Source organism: Armatimonadota bacterium (assembly GCA_016789105.1).
GTDB lineage: Bacteria > Armatimonadota > Fimbriimonadia > Fimbriimonadales > Fimbriimonadaceae > UphvI-Ar2.
Map to the genome: position 1 here is coordinate 347062 of JAEURN010000006.1, position 15806 is coordinate 362867.

The window sequence follows — 15806 nt, forward strand, 5'->3', positions numbered from 1 at the left end:
GATTACTTCCGGATGTGGGCCTCGTAATGGGCGATCCACTTTTTCACGGGGATTTTGGCGATGAGTTGTCCGATTAGCTCAAACGGGATCTGTTCCGGCTTTTTGAATCGGATGCACGATTTGCCCATGTCCAGCTTGCGGCCCGTCTTGGCAAACTCCTCAACAAACCACGTCCGTAACTCCTCGTCGCCGGCAAAGTTCGCATAAAAGTTGATCGAGTTCTTTTGGCTCGCGACGGCCGTGTAATACAGCGGGAGTTTGGGATCGCAGTGGTATCCGGCCGGATAGAGGGATTTGGGGACGAACCAAGACGGCATGCCGTAAAGCATCCCTTCTTCAAACCCAGCCGGAAGGTTGCTGTTGATCGCCTCCCTCAGTCTTTGGACGGCGGCCCTGCGGTCGGGGGGGATCTCGGCCAAGTAGTCGTCCACGGTAGCGGCGGCACTCGTCATGCCCCCATTATGAATCTAGCCGGCTTGACGGGAATGCTCGGCGAACAGGATTTCGTCCAAACGCGCGGCGGCGGCATCGCAAGCCTGAATGATGCGTTCGGGATCCAAAGCGATTTTTGCCTTGTGGCGGCGGGTCAGGAACCAAGCAGCGGCCCCCAGACCAATGGCGAGTCCGGCCGCCCCCATCACCCAAGTAGTCGGTGCGGCGGTATTGGTGCCCTTATCGGCGATAGATCGTTTGGACATTGTTTGGACTCCTATCAGTTCTTTCGACTCGCAATATTTATTCTTGGTTTGTTAAGAACAGAGTTTCAGGTCGAAATACCGGGTTTTCCACCGACATGCCTGCGCCCGGCGGGGCTAGTTCCCAGGCGGTATCCTGTCCCCTTCCCCCATGCTCGACAACCTGACCCGCCGGCTCGGAAGCATCTTTTCTGGCATCCGCAAAAAGGGGCGCCTGACCGAAGACGATGTCAAAGAGGTGATGCGGGAGATCCGGGTCGCCCTTTTGGAGGCCGACGTGAATTTCCAAGTCGCCAAGGAGTTTATGGCCCGGGTCAAGGAAAAGGCCGTTGGCGAAGAGGTGTTCGGGAGCCTGACGGCGGATCAGACCATTGTCAAAATCGTCCGGGACGAACTGGTCGGGTTGCTCGGGCCGGAAGAAACTCCGATGAACTGGGGGTCTTCCCCACCCGCTGTCATTTTGATGTGTGGACTGCAAGGGAGCGGGAAAACAACCACAACCGCCAAGTTGGCCGTTTGGATGAAGGCGCGCGGCAAGAAGCCGCTCCTTGCGGCATGCGACCTGCAGCGCCCGGCCGCAATCAAACAACTCCAGGTTTTGGGCGAGCAGGTCGATTGTCCGGTATTCGCAGGGGAGCCCGGAGGCGACCCCGTGCAAGTCGCCAAAGACGCCCTGGCCCGGGCCAAGCACCTGTTCTGCGATGTCCTGATTTTGGACACCGCCGGACGCCTGGCCATCGACGAAGCATTAATGCAGGAGTTGGCCCAGGTAAAGAAGGCCGTTCCGCCCAACGAGGTTTTCCTCGTCGTGGATTCTACAACCGGCCAAGAGGCGGTGAATGTCGCCCAAGCGTTCCACGAACGGCTCGGGGTCACCGGGGCCATCTTTACCAAGATGGATGGCGACGCCCGGGGCGGGGCCGTCCTCAGCGTGCGCGAGGCGACCGGGGTTCCCGTGCGATTCCTTGGGGTTGGTGAGCAAACCGAGGCCCTCGACGCCTTCCAAGCCGTCCGCATGGCCGAGCGGATCATCGGCATGGGCGACGTCATGGGCATCATCGAAAAGGCTGAACAGGCCTTTGCCAACGAAGACGTCGAAGCGCTGGAATCCCGGATGCGCACCGGCAAACTGGACTTCCATGACTTCTTAGACCAAATGCGGATGGTCCGCAAGATGGGCCCGATCAAGAACGTCATGAAAATGATCCCTGGCGTGGCCAGCCAGATCCCGGAAGAGGCGCTAGATTCGATCGACGATCGGCAGGTCGACCGGCTGGAAGCCATCGTGCTCAGCATGACGCCAAAAGAACGGTCTAATCCGGACATCCTAAACGGTTCCCGGCGCAAGCGGATCGCCCTTGGTTCGGGGACCTCGGTGCAAGAGGTCAACAAACTGGTCGAACAACTCTATGGGATGCGCCGGGGCATGAAAGAAATGGCGAAAATGCAAAAGCAGTTCAAAAAATTCCGCCGCTGAGTCCGCTCAATCCCGGGCCATTGGCCCAATTGCCGCCCCAGTCCCTCACCATGGCAAAGGCTCGGGCTATAATTGCTAGTCCGCGTCCGTTCACGTGCGCAAACCCCCGCTGCCGGTACCGGCGGCACCCCAAAAGGAATTCCAAACAACCGTGGTCAAAATCCGTCTGAAGAGAATGGGCAACAAGCACCGGCCGTTTTATCGGATCGTCGTTGCAAAAAGCGCCAGCGCACGAGATAGCGCGGCGATCGAATACCTGGGTTCATACAACCCGATCAGCAAGCCCTCCACCGTCGAAATCAAGGGCGACCGCGCGTTGCATTGGTTGCTCGAAGGCGCCCAGCCAACCGAAACCGTTGCAATCCTGCTGAAGCGTCAAGGCATTCTCGACGAATTCTTTGCCCAGCGCCCCGCCGCCAAAAAGAAGTACGGCTTCTTGGATAAACGCACGCGGGCTATGACTGTCGAATCTGCCGTCAGCCAAGTCGCCGCCGCGCCGGCGGAAGAAGCCCCGGCGGCTGAAACCAAGGAAGAACCGGTCGCTGCAGCCCCGGCCGAAGAAACCACCGAGTCCATTGCTGTCGAACCGGCCGCCGAAGAACCCGCAGGGGAAACCGAATAATGGAAACCGTTGTCGCCTTTGTCGAAGAAGCGGTCAAGCAATTGGTCAACGAGCCCGGCCAAGTCAAAGTCGAAACCGTGGCGGATCGCCATGGCAAGATCATCAAAGTCACCGTCGCCCCGGGAGACGTGGGACGGGTCATCGGCAAAGATGGAAGGGTGATCACTAACCTCCGGACGATGTCCAATGCCGTGGCCGCAAAAGCCCGGGTCAAGGCCGTCGTCAAAGTCCAGTCGGAAGACTAAACGAATTCAATGCCGGGCCGGCGAACCCGTCCATCGCACGTTACGATCGGAAGGGTTGTCGGCCCGCATGGCATTCTGGGAGGGTTGAAAATCGTCCCGGCAACCGACTTCCTCGAGCGGTTTGAACCTGGACGCACGATCTACCTGAATGGGCAGCCGGTCACCATCAAAAGGTTGGGATTCCACAAGACACAAGTGAGAATTGAAACCAACGAAATCCGCGACCGCAACCGGGCTGAAGAATTGAAATGGGCGGAAGTCACCGTGCCAAGCGACGAAATGCCCGACTTGGAGGAAGATGAATTCTATACAGCCGACCTCATCGGCCTCGAAGTGATGGATGGATGCGGAAACAAACTTGGAAAGGTTGACAGCGTGTTTGCCAGCCCCGCCCACGATATCCTGGTTGTTGGAAAGGCGATGGTGCCAGCCGTGAAAGAATTTGTCAAGGAGATCGATTTTGACCGCAAAGTCGTGGTGATCGCCCCCATTGCGGGGATGTTTGAGGATTAGACGTGCAATTCATTGATGAAGCTGAAGTCCGGTTCATGTCTGGACGCGGGGGCGACGGCGCCGCGACATTCCACCGGGAAAAGCACGTCCCGAGGGGCGGGCCGAACGGGGCCAATGGGGGCCGAGGCGGTGATATCGTCTTATTGGCAGACCGCAATAAGCGCACGCTCTACGACTTCAAACTCCGCGACAACTACAAAGCCAACGACGGTGAGCGCGCCCACGGCAACCAAACCGGCAAAGACGCCAAGGATGTCGTGATCCGCGTCCCCGTTGGCACGGTTGTCACCGATGCTGAAGATGGCGAGACTGTTGTCGACCTCTCGGTTGAGGGGATGAAGTACGTCGTTTGCCGGGGAGGGCGCGGCGGGATGGGCAACCTCTACTACACAAACAGCGTCCGCCAAGCCCCGACGTTTGCCCAGCGCGGCGCCCCCGGTGAAGTACTGGAGGCCAAGCTTGAACTCAAACTCATCGCGGATGTCGGACTCATCGGGCTTCCCAACGCAGGGAAATCCACTTTGTTAAGTGTCCTCAGCGCAGCCAAACCCAAAATTGCCGACTACCCGTTCACGACCCTTGCCCCAAACCTTGGGGTCGTTACCGTCGGCGACCATTCGTTCGTCATCGCCGACCTCCCGGGACTCATTGAAGGGGCAAGCGAGGGAGTTGGCCTGGGGCACCAATTTTTGCGGCACGCCGAAAGGAACAAGGTCTTACTGCACGTGGTCGATGCCTACCCGCCCGACGACAGCGACCCGGTCGGAAATTTCCAGTTGATCGAAGAAGAGCTCCGACGATACAGTGAAGAGCTGAGCGCCCGCCCCCGGATCATTGCCTTGAACAAATCCGATCTGGGTATCCCCGAAGCTGAAGAGGAGATCGTTGCCAGACTTCAGGAAACCGGGTTCCCGGTCTTCATCATCTCTGCCGCCACAAACAAGGGGCTGGATCCGCTCAAGTGGGCGCTATGGAAGGAGATCGAAGTCAGTTCGCAAGAAGAGGCCGTGCCGATCTTGATCCCAACCTATCGCAATGAATCCGACTCAGCATGGGATATCGAGGCCGTCCACGACGGGTACCGGGTATCCGGTAAAAGGATCGAACGTTTGGTCGAGATGACAAACCTCGGCAACCGTGACGCCATCCACTACCTTTACCGTAAGCTGAAGCGGATCGGCGTGATCGAAAAATTGGAAGAACTGGGGGCCGGCCCGGGCGACAATGTGTACATAGGAGAATTCGAGTTCCAATATGAAGAGTGGTGAATACCGTTATGCGCTGTTCGGGGGCTCCTTCGACCCTCCCCACTTGGGCCATCTTGCCGTTGCCAAAGCCTGCCTTTCGGCACTGGACTTAAAGGAAGTCGTGTGGGTGCCCAACTTCCGGAACCCCTTGCGGCGGAAATCGTTCGCCACCGCCACCAACCGACTGCAGATGTGCCAATTGGCCATCGAAGGCCACCCAGGCATGGCCGTCAGCGACATAGAAGTCACCCGGGGGACGAAGAGCTACACCTATGAGACCGTGGAAGAGATCCTCATGGTCAAGCCCGGAAAGTTGTGGATCATTGTTGGGGCGGACGCCTTGGAGCACTTCCGGGAATGGAAGGAGCCGGCAAAACTAGTCCGCCTTTGCCGCATCGCCGCCGTCGCCCGGCCCGGGCACGAGATCGAAAGGGCGCTTGCCTATTTGGATGAGGAAATGCGGGATGCCGTCGATTTTGTCCGGATGGATCCCAGCCGCGCCAGCAGCTCAGCCGTCCGGGACGACATTGCCCGGGGCCACTCTCCCGAGTTGATGATTGAACCCAAAGTATGGGAATATATCCAAGAACGTGGACTCTACAGTGACTGAAATGACCGCCAAAAGCCCAATGGACTCGCAAGAGAAAGCCGCCCTCATTATGGAGTTCGCGGACGATATCAAAGCCCAAGACATCCAACTCCTCGATGTCCGGGCAAAGACTTCGATCGCCGACTTTTTCGTCGTGTGCACGGGCACCAGCGACACCCACGTTCGCTCGATTTGCGAGCGCGTCGCCGAAAAACTTCGGGAAATCGGCATCCGGCCCCTCCGGCAGTCGGATAACGGGCGGGCCGGCGGCGGGTGGGTGTTGTTCGATTACGGGGATGTTGTCCTGCACGTGATGTTGGAAGAAAAACGGCAGTTCTACGATTTGGAGAGTTTTTGGTCGAACCTGCCCAGTGACCCCAACCTGATGTTTGGGTCGGATGCACCGGCAACGCCAGAAAACCCGTCCTAACAACTACTTGTGAGTGACCACGACCATGAACCGTCGGCACCCCTCCCTGCCGGACAGGATGCCGAATCCGAGTTGACCGGCGAATCGGCCCAACCGGCCGTTGCCGACGACCCGGTCAAGGTGGAGCAGGCCGAACGCATGTTGCGCGAAGCAAACCTGGCCAGGGTCAGGGGCAACGCCACGGTCGCCGACCGGTTGCTCAAAGAAGCGGCAGATCTCGCCCCCAACACGCCTTCCGTCCTTGCCGCTTTGGGCGACGACATGGTTGCCCGGGGGCAATTCCGCCGCGCCAAAGAATTTTTTGCCCGTGCCCACCAATTGGATCCCACCAATGCCGTGATCGAAAACAAATTCGGCGAGATGGTTCTCAAGGTCGATCTCCACATCGACCCGTTCGCCCACAATCAGGAGTTCGATTCCTTTGCAAGGCCGGGGATCCTCATGTTCCTCAGCGCAATCCTGCCTGGCACGGGGCAGATGATCGTCGAACGGTACGTCAAAGGCGGGATCATGTTGGCCATCTTCGCCGCTTGCATGGGAGGTATCGCCATGCTGCCAGGTGGGTTCAAGCTCATCGGGACGCTGTTCACCGGAAAAGGCGAATATGACCCCATGGCTGCGATCCTGCTTGGCGTATCGGGGATCGATGCCATGTGGTCGGTCGTCGACCTGGCTTCACTCAAAAAGGCGCACGAGAAAAAGATTGGCCGGCCAACCCCTCCGGTCGATGGCTTTTAGCTCAGCAACCGCGTTGGGTTTTCCAGGTACGAGCGGACAACGTTCATGAACTGGGCGCCCACCGCCCCGTCGACGACGCGGTGATCGAACGAACCGGTGATGTTCATGCGCCACCGGATCTCCAGTTCGTCGGATTCGTTGACCACGACTTTCCTTTGGGCCGTGCTGATGGCGATGATGGCGGCATTCGGCTCGTTGATGATCGCACTGAAGACATCGACGTTTAGCATGCCCATGTTGCTAATGCTGAATGTGCTGCCTTGCATCTCGTTGGGCGTCAGCTTCCCTTCCCTGGCTTTGGCGACCAGACGCTTGCTTTCTTCGCTGAGCTGTCTCAAGGTCATGTTTTGCGCCCCATGGATCGTGGGCACCAGCAACCCGTCATCGACTGCGGCCGCAACCCCAATGTTGATGGATCCATGTTGGAGGAGGTGGTCGCCCTTGAACGAGCTGTTGACGACCGGCATATCCTGCAAGGCCAACACGCAGGCCCGGATCACGAAATCGTTGACGCTGACTTTGCCGCCGTCTTCCTCCTTGAACATCTCGCGGATGGCATGGATTTTTTCAATGTCCACCTCCAGCGTCACATAAAAATGCGGCACGGTCGATTTGGCATGTTGCGTCCGTTCTGCAATGATGCCGCGCAAAAAGTTGAGCGGAACCTTGACGTCTTCCGCGCTGGCCACGGGGGCAAATGCCGGTGCCGGGATCTTTGTGCCTTGGCGTTCGATCGCCGCACGAACATCTTTTTCCACGATGCGGCCACCGGGCCCCGTTCCCGCAACGGTGCCAAGGTCAACGCCGGCTTCTGCGGCGATTCTTTTGGCGAGCGGGCTGGCTTTGACCCTTTGGCCCGATGCCGGGGCAGGCTCGGCAGCCGGCGCGGGGCTCATTGCGGCGGGTGCTTCGGATTCGGCGGGCGCGGCGGACGTTTGGGCGGGTTTTGCTTCCCCGCTGCCCCAATTTGCCGGCAGTTCTTCCCCGCTCTTGAGGATAGCGGCAATCGGTTGCCCGACGGGCACGGTTGTCCCAGGCTGGATCAAAATGCCGGCGAGTTTGCCTTTGCCTGGTGCTTCCAACTCCAGGATCGCCTTGTCGGTTTGGATGTTGCCGATCACCTCTCCCGACTTAACGTCGTCGCCTTCTTTCTTAAGCCATTCGAGGAGCGTCCCCTCTTCCATGCCGTCGCCCATTTTGGGCATGATCACTTCCGTCATATCCGAAACTTCCGTTGGGTGGGAAACGCCCTTGTCTCCAGCCGCGTTAGTCTACGCGGAAATGCACTTTGAATTCCCGGCCCGTCCCGGATCGGTCACCGAATGGCTTCGAGCGCCAAGGCGGCTCCGCCAAGGATCCCGGCGTTCTCCACTTGCTCCGCGATCATGATTTCACAGTCCCGGCCCAAAGTCGGGGCGGCAATGTTCCGAGATTCCGCCAATAGGTGCGGCATAAAGTGCTTTCCGGCCTTGCTCACCTGGCCACCGATCGCCAAAACGTCGGGAGCGAAAATGTTGATCAGGCTCCCCACCGAAATCCCCAGGAATTGCCCGAACTCCCGCCAGATCTCCAAGGCGAGCCCATCCCCATGGTCGGCAGCTTGGCTGATGGTGGCCGGCGTGATCTTGCCCCATTCACCCTCAACTAATTCGCCGATGAGGGATTTGTATCCCCGGTTCAGCCGGTGTTGGGCCCGGCGGATGATCGCATCCCGTTGGCAATACGCCTCCAGGGTGCCATAGGCTCCACCCGAAGAATCCAACCCATTCATTGAGAGGATTGTGTGGCCCAACTCGGCCCCGCCAAGGTTGCCCCCCAGCATCAGCAGCGGCCCCTCGGCTTTCCCGAAAACCGTGTCGCCCGACATCACGATCCCCCCGCCGATACCCGTTCCCAGGGTCAGCATCACCAGGCATTTCGCCGAGTTGCGGCCAACCCCGAACTTGTATTCGCCCAAGGCAGCCGCGTTGGCGTCATTGCCCATGGCCACTTTCAGGCCAGATTGCTCTTCTATAGGCCGCTTGAGTTGCACATCCTGCCAGTAACGGAAAACGCCATCAATCGTCTGGCCGAAGTTGGGAGCCCACTTGACCAACCCGGATCGGTCGTCGATGTGTCCGGGAACGGCCAGACCGACAGCAGACACGTCGGCGCCGCAATTAGCGGCCGCCTCGGCAATCACATGGGAAACCGCTTGGATGACGGGATCCACCCCGCTCTGGGCATCCGATGGGTGTTGGACCCGCTCACCCAACAACTGACCGTCTTCCAAAACCGCCTGGGCCCGGACATTCGTCCCGCCCAAATCCACCCCAATGACACATTTCATCGTCCGGGAGCATTATGGCCTGCCATTAGTGGCTGTATTGAAACATCTGGACCTACGGGTAACGTAGTGAAACCAAGCCGCGCTGCCGGCTTCATAAAAGAGGAGTCTGAGCGTTTTGTCACCGCAACCCATCCGTAAAACCGCCGAGGCTGTCATCAGCGAGATCGGCAAAGTCATCGTTGGCAAAGACGAAACGATCGAACAAGTCGTCCTCGCCCTGTTTTGCGGGGGGCACGTGCTGATTGAAGACGTCCCCGGGGTCGGCAAAACCACCTTGGCAAAGGCCGTTGCCAAAGCGATCGGCGGGGATTTCCGGCGAGTCCAATTCACACCAGACCTGCTCCCAAGCGACATCACAGGATCTTCCATCTTCAATTCAGAAACGCGGGAGTTCGAGTTTCGACCTGGCCCCCTGTTTGCCAATATCGTGCTCGTCGATGAAGTCAACCGGGCGACGCCGAAGACTCAATCCGCCCTGCTGGAAGCCATGGAAGAACACCAAGTGACCAGCGACGGGGTCACCCGGCCCCTCCCCGAGCCATTTTTCGTCCTCGCTACCCAGAACAACATTGAAATGACGGGCACCTACCCGTTGCCCGAGGCCCAACTCGACCGGTTCTTCAGCCGGGTCGCCATCGGCTACCCGGGCAAGGAGTCCGAGACCGACATCCTCCGCAACCAACAAACCAGCCATCCGGTCGACAACATGGTTCAAGTCACATCGCTGGATGAGATCAGCACCGTTCAGGCGGCGGTTCGGCAAATCCACGTCCACGAAAGCATTCGGGAATACATCGTCGATGTCGTGAGGTCTACGCGGGACAACAACCAGTTGATCATCGGTTCCTCTCCCCGGGGCAGCCTCTATCTCATGCAAGCGGCCCAAGCCCAGGCCGCCCTCCATGGGCTTGATTACGTCCGGCCCGACGACGTAAAGGCCGTGGCACCGTTTGTTTTGGGGCACCGGCTGATCTTACGGGGCGAGGTCCGGGCAAAAGGTGTCACAGGGCCTGATGTGATTCGTCAAATCTTGGCTTCCGTCCCTGCACCCAACGTCAGCGTCGCCACCGCTTAGGTTCACTGTGAGGATCACCCGCTACGCAGGAATCGCCCTCACCTGGTCTGCAGTGTTCCTGTTGGTCATGGCGGTTTTGGTGTATTCGCCCATGCTGTTTTACATGGCGACGGCGATCATCGTCACGATCGCCGCGGCAAGGTTGCAAGCCTGGCTGGCTGTCCGCTATCTACGGTTTGAACGGTATGCCCCGCCTGCCGTCCGAGTCGGGGAACCCGTCACGGTGGAAATCATCGTGTGGTCCGAAAGGGAGTTGAAACGGCCGCTGATCACCGTGCGCGACCATTTGCCATCCCGGCTTGTCGTCAAGAACCGCACCCACAGCCTGCCCGTCGCGCCAAGCTTTGACCAACCGATCCGGACGAGGTATTCGTTCATCCCCACCCGCCGAGGGAGGTATTCGTGGGAGCGCCTCACGGCCATTGGAACCGACGCCCTCGGGCTCGTGACCATGGAACGCAGCTACCACACGGACAAGGTCGAACTCGAGGTGTATCCAACTCCGTTGCCGGTCAATATCGAGTTGCAACCTCTGCTCGGCTGGGGGGCCAGTGACTTCGACAGCGGGGCCAGCATGGGTGCCGGTTTGGATCCGCGCGGCGTGCGTGAATTCTCATTTGGGGATCCGCTCCGATACATCCATTGGCGGACAAGCGCCAAACGCGACAAGCTTATGGTCAAGGAGTTCGAAACGGGTTCCGGCGTCTCCATCAACCTCATCCTCCAACGGACTGAGGGCACCGACATCGGCGACACAGAAACGAGCACCTTTGAAGCCATGTGCAGCCATGCGCTTTATTTGGCGGCGACTTACGCCGAGCGGGGGGCGACGGTCGCCTTCCCGGTGCATGAACCAATCGAAGCCGCGGCGCTAGACCACCCAGAAGCCCGGGTGAGGAACATCCGCAGCCTGCTCACTGACCTTATCCCCAATAGCCGGACAACCCTCAGCGAAGATCTGTTTTCGCTCCGTGGCCGGCTCCGGGAAGGGGAGACGGTCGTCCTGTTCGTCAGTTGCCAAGACCCGGCCCTGCCTGATTCGCTTTTGGGATGGCCCGGAGTGCAATTTACGGCCTTGGTTTATAACCCGTCCGAATACGCTGGGACAGTCGCGAACCTGCGTGGGTCGGCCCCAGCCAGCGATCCCGCCTACATTGCCCAGCTTGAGCGGGCCGGAGCCCGGGTCTGCTTTTTGACCAGGGAGGAGAAAGTCCGGTGAAACGGATTCCGGTTGAACGGTTTTGGCTTGACCACTTGCTTGCCACGGCGGCAGGTGTGATGGCTGTGTTCTCGGTTGGGAGGTCGGTCGGCGACGGCAATCTTCCTCTTGTTTTGGCGGCGGCCGTCTTCCTCGCCGGGCTCACCGGGTTCGGGCTCTCGTTGATTGTCGAAGACACTCCTTTCCAAAAGGCCGATGCCTGGCTGTTTGCCATTGGGGCGATCGTCGGAGTGCTGCAAACCCGGACGGTCAACGGGATGTTGCCCGAAGAGGGGTTTCCATTTGCGATCATCGCGGCGACCATGATGTTCATCCTCCTGGTGGTCGGAGGGGTGTTTTCGTGGTCGGACCCGACCCTTCTCTTCACAAGTCTGCCGTCACTGGTCGTCTTCGGATTGGTCGGCACAATCGATTCGTGGCGGCCGGGGCTGTTCCTGTTTTGCGGGTTGATCCTTTGCATCGCTTTGCTCTATGCACGGGTTCACCAGCGGACGATGGTTCGATGGGCGGAAGAGGGGGGAGCCGACCGCCGCACCCTGAATCGGGATGCCTGGCGGTGGGTGGCTGGTCCGGAATATGCCTTTGCGGCGGCAGGGACGATCATTTTGCTGAGCTTCGTCGGGGCACCCGTCGTTCAGACCTCCCTCAGCGGGGTCTCCGACGCGGTTCGGGTCAACGTCCGGCAACAGATCCCTACAAATCCAAACCGCAGCCAGGCGTCAAACAGTCAGAAATCTGATTCGCCCATTGGGACCGGCCCGGTCGAACTTTCGGATAAAGAGATCGCCCGGGTGTCTATGCCCCGCCCGCTGTATTTGCGCAAATCCACCTACATCCAATATTCCGGGAGGGGTTGGAACACGGGTTCGCAATCCGGAAACAAGCCTTATGCTTTTGAACCCGGGGGCAAAACCCTTCCGTACCGGCGAACAAGCCCGCTATCTCTGGAGGATTCCGCGAAAACAGAGGAAATCCCTTACCGGTACCTTGGAAAATCCTGGATCGGCGCGGTGGTGCCAACTCCGGGCCAGGTTGTTGAGGTGAAGTCGAACCAGGGCAACCCCACCGAAACCCCAGCGGGATCTTATGTCCTCCAAACGGACTCGGCGGCCAGCAATCTGGATGCCGTCGTCCGGGTGCCCAAGGAGATTGCGGTCGATTCCCAGGCGCGGTTCCCGGGCCTCAATCCAGATGACCCTTCCGTCCGCGGATACTACGCGTTGCCGCAAAGGGCCGGTTGGGATTCAAATCCCGCCTTGGCCAGGGTTGACCTCAGCGACTACGAACGCCTTGCGCTACTGGCTCGGTCAATCGGCGGATCGTGCAAATACAACACCCAAACACCGCCGGTGCCCCAAGGCAAGGATCCGGTCGATTACTTTTTGAACACATCCAAGGTCGGTTATTGCGACCTTTTTGCCTCATCCTTTGCCCTTGAAGCGCGGAGGATGGGATTTCCCAGCCGGTACGTGACCGGGTACATCGTCGAATCCGGCCAACTCCAAAAAGACGGCACCTACTTGATCCAGGAAAAGCACAGCCACGCCTGGGCTGAAGTTTATTTTGAAGGCTTTGGCTGGATCCCGTTCGATGCGACATCCGGGGCGGAGGACATCACCCCCAAGGACAGCTCCGACCCGGGCGCGGGACTGTTCCAAAAAATCCGCGCATGGGCAATCAAGAACATGGCCGGGATTCTGGCTGCCTTGGCCGTCGGTCTCATTGCTTCGGTCTACCTCCTTGCCAAGTCGCGCGGGGTCGCGCTGCTTGGGGCCGATGCTAACCGCCCTCTGCGGTTAGCCGCCAACCGGTTCCAAATGGGCATGGAAAGACTGGCCGGGACGCCGAGGCGGTTCAGCCAGACCCTGCGAGAGTTCGCAGAGATCCACGCCGATGCCCTCCACCCGGTGAAAACCGAAGTGGAAGGCCTCCTAACTGTGATTGAATCGGCCATGTTCGGGCCGGTTGCCCCCGATGCCGAAACCATGGCGGCCATCTCGAAGCAAGCCGTCGCTTTTGACCAGGAAACCCGGCGGATCGCCAAAGCCCGCCGGAAGCCATAATCGGGGTGCCCATGCCTTTTGATGCCGTCGCTGCGCTCAATCACCGGCTGATCTTGATTGAAGGGGACTATGCCTCCGAGAGATTGCGCGCATTGGAAGCCATCATCGCTGCCGCCGGCCTGGACGAACCCGACGCGTTTGACCGGGAAACCGTGATTGCGAGTGAAAAGCCGTTCGCCGAATGGGTTGCCGCTGTCGAAACCGTTCCATTCATGGCCGAGCGGCGGTGTGTGGTTGTCCGCAACGTCAACCGGGTTTCGCCAGAAGATGCCAGTGAATCCCTGAATCTGGACTGCCTCAAGACGTTGCCAGAAAGTGCGCTTTTGATTCTTGTTGCCGATGACGAAACGAAGGTCAAGGATGACAATAGCCGAGCAGAAAGGGCCTCGCCATGGCGGAAAATCGTCCAGGCTTCCAAGGGGATGGTGGCCATTTTCACGGTCAAAGAGGGCGCATCCTCCCGGAGCCTCCCGGAATTAGCCAAGGCGTCAGGCAAGAAACTGTCCCCAAGGACGGCCAGCCTCCTCACCGAGATGGTGGCGGGTCGCCACGACCGGGCCGAAGAGGAACTCCATAAATTGATCCTTTTCGTTGGCGATGCACCGGAAATCACCCCAGAACACCTCAAACTATCCGTTTCCCCAGAACCGGAGCACAACGTCTTTCAAATGCTCGATGCCTGTTGGTTTGGCGACGCCCGCGGCGCATTGACGCAGCTCCACCGGTTGCGGGACAGATCCCGCGATTTCGATGGTGAGGCCCGCCGGCTGCTTGGACTGGTTGCCAGCCAACTCCGGGTGCTTTGGCAAGCCCGCAATTCGGTAGAAAAGGCCAGCCCCGAATGGGAACCCGAGGAACGGAATCTCACCAAGATGAAGGACTACCCCCGGCGACTTGCCTTGCAAACGGCTCGGAGGCTCGATTTTCCTACATTGCTCGAGTGCATGGAGGCAGTGCGGGAAGCCAACCGGCTTTTGACGGCCGGATCGCAGGGGGTGGAACCGGTTGAAATCGTGGAGCAAGCGGTTTTGAAAATATGCCAAACCGCCCGCAGCCGCCGGTCAGCCTAATCGTCGTTCGGCTGCTTCCGTAAGTTCCGCTGATACTCTTCCTTGCTTTGCTCATCCAACAGGGTGAACCGGGTGTATGCCGGTTGAAAGCCCAATAGCACGGTTCCGGTCGGGCCGTTCCGGTGCTTGCCGATGATCAGCTCGGCAACTTCTGCAGAATGGGGGTTGAATTCGTGCTCCTTGCCGGCTTCTTTCCGCTGATAGTATTCGTTGCGGTAAATAAACATAACCATGTCGGCATCGGCCTCGATCGAACCGGATTCGCGGATATCGGCAAGCATGGGGCGCTTGTCGTCCCGCGATTCGACACCGCGGTTGAGCTGGCTGAGCGCGATGACGGGAACATCCAACTCCTTGGCCAGGACTTTGAGGCTCCGGGCGATCTCACCAATTTCTTGGGTGCGGTTCTCGTTCCGCTTCCCGCTCCCCCGCATCAACTGTAAGTAGTCAACAATGACCAAGCTCAGTCCGTGCTCAGCCTTGAGCCGGCGGCATTTCCCGCGCATTTCTAATGGGGAGACATCGGACGTGTCGTCGATGTAGATCGGGAGGTTGTACATGTCCTCACAGGCATCGGCGAGCTTCTGGTAGTCGTTGGGGTGGAGGTTCGCCTGTTTGAGGGCCCCCATCGGGACTTGGGCCAAGGTCGCAATCATCCGCCTGGCCAATTGCTTGCCGCTCATTTCCAGGTTGAATACGGCAACCGCCCCCTCTTCGGCCCGCGCGACATTGATCGCGAAGTTCATTACCAAAGACGTCTTGCCCATCGCCGGACGGGACGCCACGATCACCAGGTCGCCGCCATAAAATCCGGTTGTCACGCGGTCCAAATCCGTGTATCCCGTCAATGTCCCCAAGGCCGGTTCCCCACCTTCGAACAACTCGTCGACGTCGATGAAGAATTCCTTTGCCAGCGAGCGGACGGATTCGAAATACTTGCCCATCCGCTTGCGGCCGACTTCAAACACCTTGCTTTCCGCCAGATCAACCTTCTCGTCCGCCGAATGCTCCGACTCGCGGGCGATCTTAACAATCTCGTGGCCCGCTTCTTCCAAGTTGCGCAAAGTCGACTTGTCTTGAACGATCCCTGCGTAATAGGCCGCATTCGAAGCGCTCGGCACGGTCTCGGCAATTTGGACCAGATACTCGATCCCGCCGACCTGCTCCAGTTTTCCCCGGACGGTCAGTTCATCCCGCAGCGTCACTAAGTCGATGGCCTTTGAATTGCGCATCAACTGGTAGGCGGCCTTGAAGATTTCCCGGTGCGCCGGTACATAGAAATCCTCCTCGCTGACGGTCTCCACGACTTCCATCGCCGCTTTCTCGCTCAAGAGCATTGCGCCGAGCGCAGACATCTCCGCTTCCGTACTTTGAGGGGGGACGAAATCGTCCATTGTCGAAAACCGGCTTTTGACAGACATTTGAGGGTTTCGATTATCTCCCTTCTGCACCAGAGTGAGTGGGATATTGCCCACCGGTTTTCAACCTGGCAAG

Annotated in this window: 17 protein-coding genes; 12 read left to right on the forward strand and 5 right to left on the reverse strand. The window is 59.0% G+C overall.

Features of this window, described 5'->3' with window-relative positions:
- Positions 1-2: 2 nt before the first annotated feature.
- Together JNM28_07370 and JNM28_07375 are read right to left on the reverse strand one after the other, a co-directional pair.
- On the reverse strand, positions 3-452 hold the full coding sequence (locus JNM28_07370) for a DUF1801 domain-containing protein (protein MBL8068253.1): 450 nt from the start codon (positions 450-452) through the stop codon (positions 3-5).
- 15 nt (positions 453-467) lie between these two features.
- Positions 468-698 (reverse strand): hypothetical protein, encoded by a 231-nt coding sequence (locus JNM28_07375; protein ID MBL8068254.1) that lies wholly within the window; start codon positions 696-698, stop codon positions 468-470.
- A gap of 148 nt (positions 699-846) precedes the next feature.
- On the opposite strand from JNM28_07375, the gene ffh reads away from it, so the two are divergent.
- The 8 genes from ffh (at position 847) to JNM28_07415 (ending at position 6556) form a co-directional block, all read left to right on the forward strand.
- Positions 847-2172, forward strand: coding sequence for a signal recognition particle protein (ffh, locus tag JNM28_07380; GenBank protein ID MBL8068255.1), 1326 nt, complete (start codon positions 847-849; stop codon positions 2170-2172).
- A gap of 151 nt (positions 2173-2323) precedes the next feature.
- On the forward strand, positions 2324-2794 hold the full coding sequence (gene rpsP, locus JNM28_07385) for a 30S ribosomal protein S16 (protein ID MBL8068256.1): 471 nt from the start codon (positions 2324-2326) through the stop codon (positions 2792-2794).
- Positions 2794-3039 carry a KH domain-containing protein gene (locus JNM28_07390; protein ID MBL8068257.1) on the forward strand — a complete coding sequence of 82 codons (246 nt, stop codon included), beginning with the start codon at positions 2794-2796 and terminating at the stop codon, positions 3037-3039. The genes rpsP and JNM28_07390 overlap by 1 nt, the downstream gene beginning before the upstream one ends.
- Before the next feature lie 9 nt (positions 3040-3048).
- Positions 3049-3552 carry a 16S rRNA processing protein RimM gene (rimM, locus tag JNM28_07395; GenBank protein ID MBL8068258.1) on the forward strand — a complete coding sequence of 168 codons (504 nt, stop codon included), beginning with the start codon at positions 3049-3051 and terminating at the stop codon, positions 3550-3552.
- Positions 3553-3587: 35 nt separating this feature from the next.
- Positions 3588-4820, forward strand: a complete 1233-nt coding sequence (gene obgE / locus JNM28_07400) for a GTPase ObgE (GenBank protein MBL8068259.1) — start codon at positions 3588-3590, stop codon at positions 4818-4820.
- A complete protein-coding gene (gene nadD / locus JNM28_07405; protein ID MBL8068260.1) occupies positions 4807-5409 on the forward strand; it encodes a nicotinate (nicotinamide) nucleotide adenylyltransferase in 603 nt (200 codons plus the stop codon). Before obgE ends, nadD begins: the two co-directional genes overlap by 14 nt.
- 19 nt (positions 5410-5428) lie before the next feature.
- The gene (gene rsfS / locus JNM28_07410) at positions 5429-5818 is read left to right on the forward strand and encodes a ribosome silencing factor (GenBank protein MBL8068261.1); all 390 of its coding nucleotides are present in this window, start codon (positions 5429-5431) and stop codon (positions 5816-5818) included.
- Positions 5819-5827: 9 nt separating this feature from the next.
- Positions 5828-6556, forward strand: coding sequence for a hypothetical protein (locus JNM28_07415; protein ID MBL8068262.1), 729 nt, complete (start codon positions 5828-5830; stop codon positions 6554-6556).
- Here JNM28_07415 and JNM28_07420 read toward each other — a convergent pair.
- Positions 6553-7776, reverse strand: a complete 1224-nt coding sequence (locus JNM28_07420; GenBank protein ID MBL8068263.1) for a 2-oxo acid dehydrogenase subunit E2 — start codon at positions 7774-7776, stop codon at positions 6553-6555. The genes JNM28_07415 and JNM28_07420 overlap by 4 nt on opposite strands.
- Before the next feature lie 95 nt (positions 7777-7871).
- Complete coding sequence (locus tag JNM28_07425) at positions 7872-8885, reverse strand: ROK family protein (protein MBL8068264.1); 1014 nt, start codon at positions 8883-8885, stop codon at positions 7872-7874.
- A gap of 115 nt (positions 8886-9000) precedes the next feature.
- Between JNM28_07425 and JNM28_07430 the strand changes: the two genes are divergently transcribed.
- From JNM28_07430 to holA, 4 genes are read left to right on the forward strand one after another with little or no spacing between them, the layout of a single operon-like run.
- Positions 9001-9960 (forward strand): MoxR family ATPase, encoded by a 960-nt coding sequence (locus JNM28_07430; GenBank protein ID MBL8068265.1) that lies wholly within the window; start codon positions 9001-9003, stop codon positions 9958-9960.
- A 7-nt stretch (positions 9961-9967) separates the two neighbouring features.
- The gene (locus tag JNM28_07435; GenBank protein MBL8068266.1) at positions 9968-11179 is read left to right on the forward strand and encodes a DUF58 domain-containing protein; all 1212 of its coding nucleotides are present in this window, start codon (positions 9968-9970) and stop codon (positions 11177-11179) included.
- Positions 11176-13242 (forward strand): transglutaminase domain-containing protein, encoded by a 2067-nt coding sequence (locus JNM28_07440; GenBank protein MBL8068267.1) that lies wholly within the window; start codon positions 11176-11178, stop codon positions 13240-13242. Before JNM28_07435 ends, JNM28_07440 begins: the two co-directional genes overlap by 4 nt.
- A gap of 11 nt (positions 13243-13253) precedes the next feature.
- Positions 13254-14312 carry a DNA polymerase III subunit delta gene (holA, locus tag JNM28_07445; GenBank protein MBL8068268.1) on the forward strand — a complete coding sequence of 353 codons (1059 nt, stop codon included), beginning with the start codon at positions 13254-13256 and terminating at the stop codon, positions 14310-14312.
- Here the strand turns inward: holA and dnaB are convergent.
- A complete protein-coding gene (gene dnaB / locus JNM28_07450) occupies positions 14309-15733 on the reverse strand; it encodes a replicative DNA helicase (protein ID MBL8068269.1) in 1425 nt (474 codons plus the stop codon). The two genes, holA and dnaB, sit on opposite strands and share 4 nt — an antisense overlap.
- Positions 15734-15806 lie beyond the last annotated feature (73 nt).

Coding starts and splice junctions, on each gene's coding strand:
- JNM28_07425 (MBL8068264.1), bottom strand. CDS start 8,885: ATGAAATGTGTCATTGGGGTGGATTTGGGCGGGACGAATGTCCGGGCC.
- JNM28_07370 (MBL8068253.1), bottom strand. CDS start 452: ATGACGAGTGCCGCCGCTACCGTGGACGACTACTTGGCCGAGATCCCC.
- rsfS (MBL8068261.1), top strand. CDS start 5,429: ATGGACTCGCAAGAGAAAGCCGCCCTCATTATGGAGTTCGCGGACGAT.
- holA (MBL8068268.1), top strand. CDS start 13,254: ATGCCTTTTGATGCCGTCGCTGCGCTCAATCACCGGCTGATCTTGATT.
- JNM28_07375 (MBL8068254.1), bottom strand. CDS start 698: ATGTCCAAACGATCTATCGCCGATAAGGGCACCAATACCGCCGCACCG.
- JNM28_07420 (MBL8068263.1), bottom strand. CDS start 7,776: ATGACGGAAGTGATCATGCCCAAAATGGGCGACGGCATGGAAGAGGGG.
- JNM28_07390 (MBL8068257.1), top strand. CDS start 2,794: ATGGAAACCGTTGTCGCCTTTGTCGAAGAAGCGGTCAAGCAATTGGTC.
- ffh (MBL8068255.1), top strand. CDS start 847: ATGCTCGACAACCTGACCCGCCGGCTCGGAAGCATCTTTTCTGGCATC.
- nadD (MBL8068260.1), top strand. CDS start 4,807: ATGAAGAGTGGTGAATACCGTTATGCGCTGTTCGGGGGCTCCTTCGAC.
- obgE (MBL8068259.1), top strand. CDS start 3,588: ATGTCTGGACGCGGGGGCGACGGCGCCGCGACATTCCACCGGGAAAAG.
- rimM (MBL8068258.1), top strand. CDS start 3,049: ATGCCGGGCCGGCGAACCCGTCCATCGCACGTTACGATCGGAAGGGTT.
- dnaB (MBL8068269.1), bottom strand. CDS start 15,733: ATGTCTGTCAAAAGCCGGTTTTCGACAATGGACGATTTCGTCCCCCCT.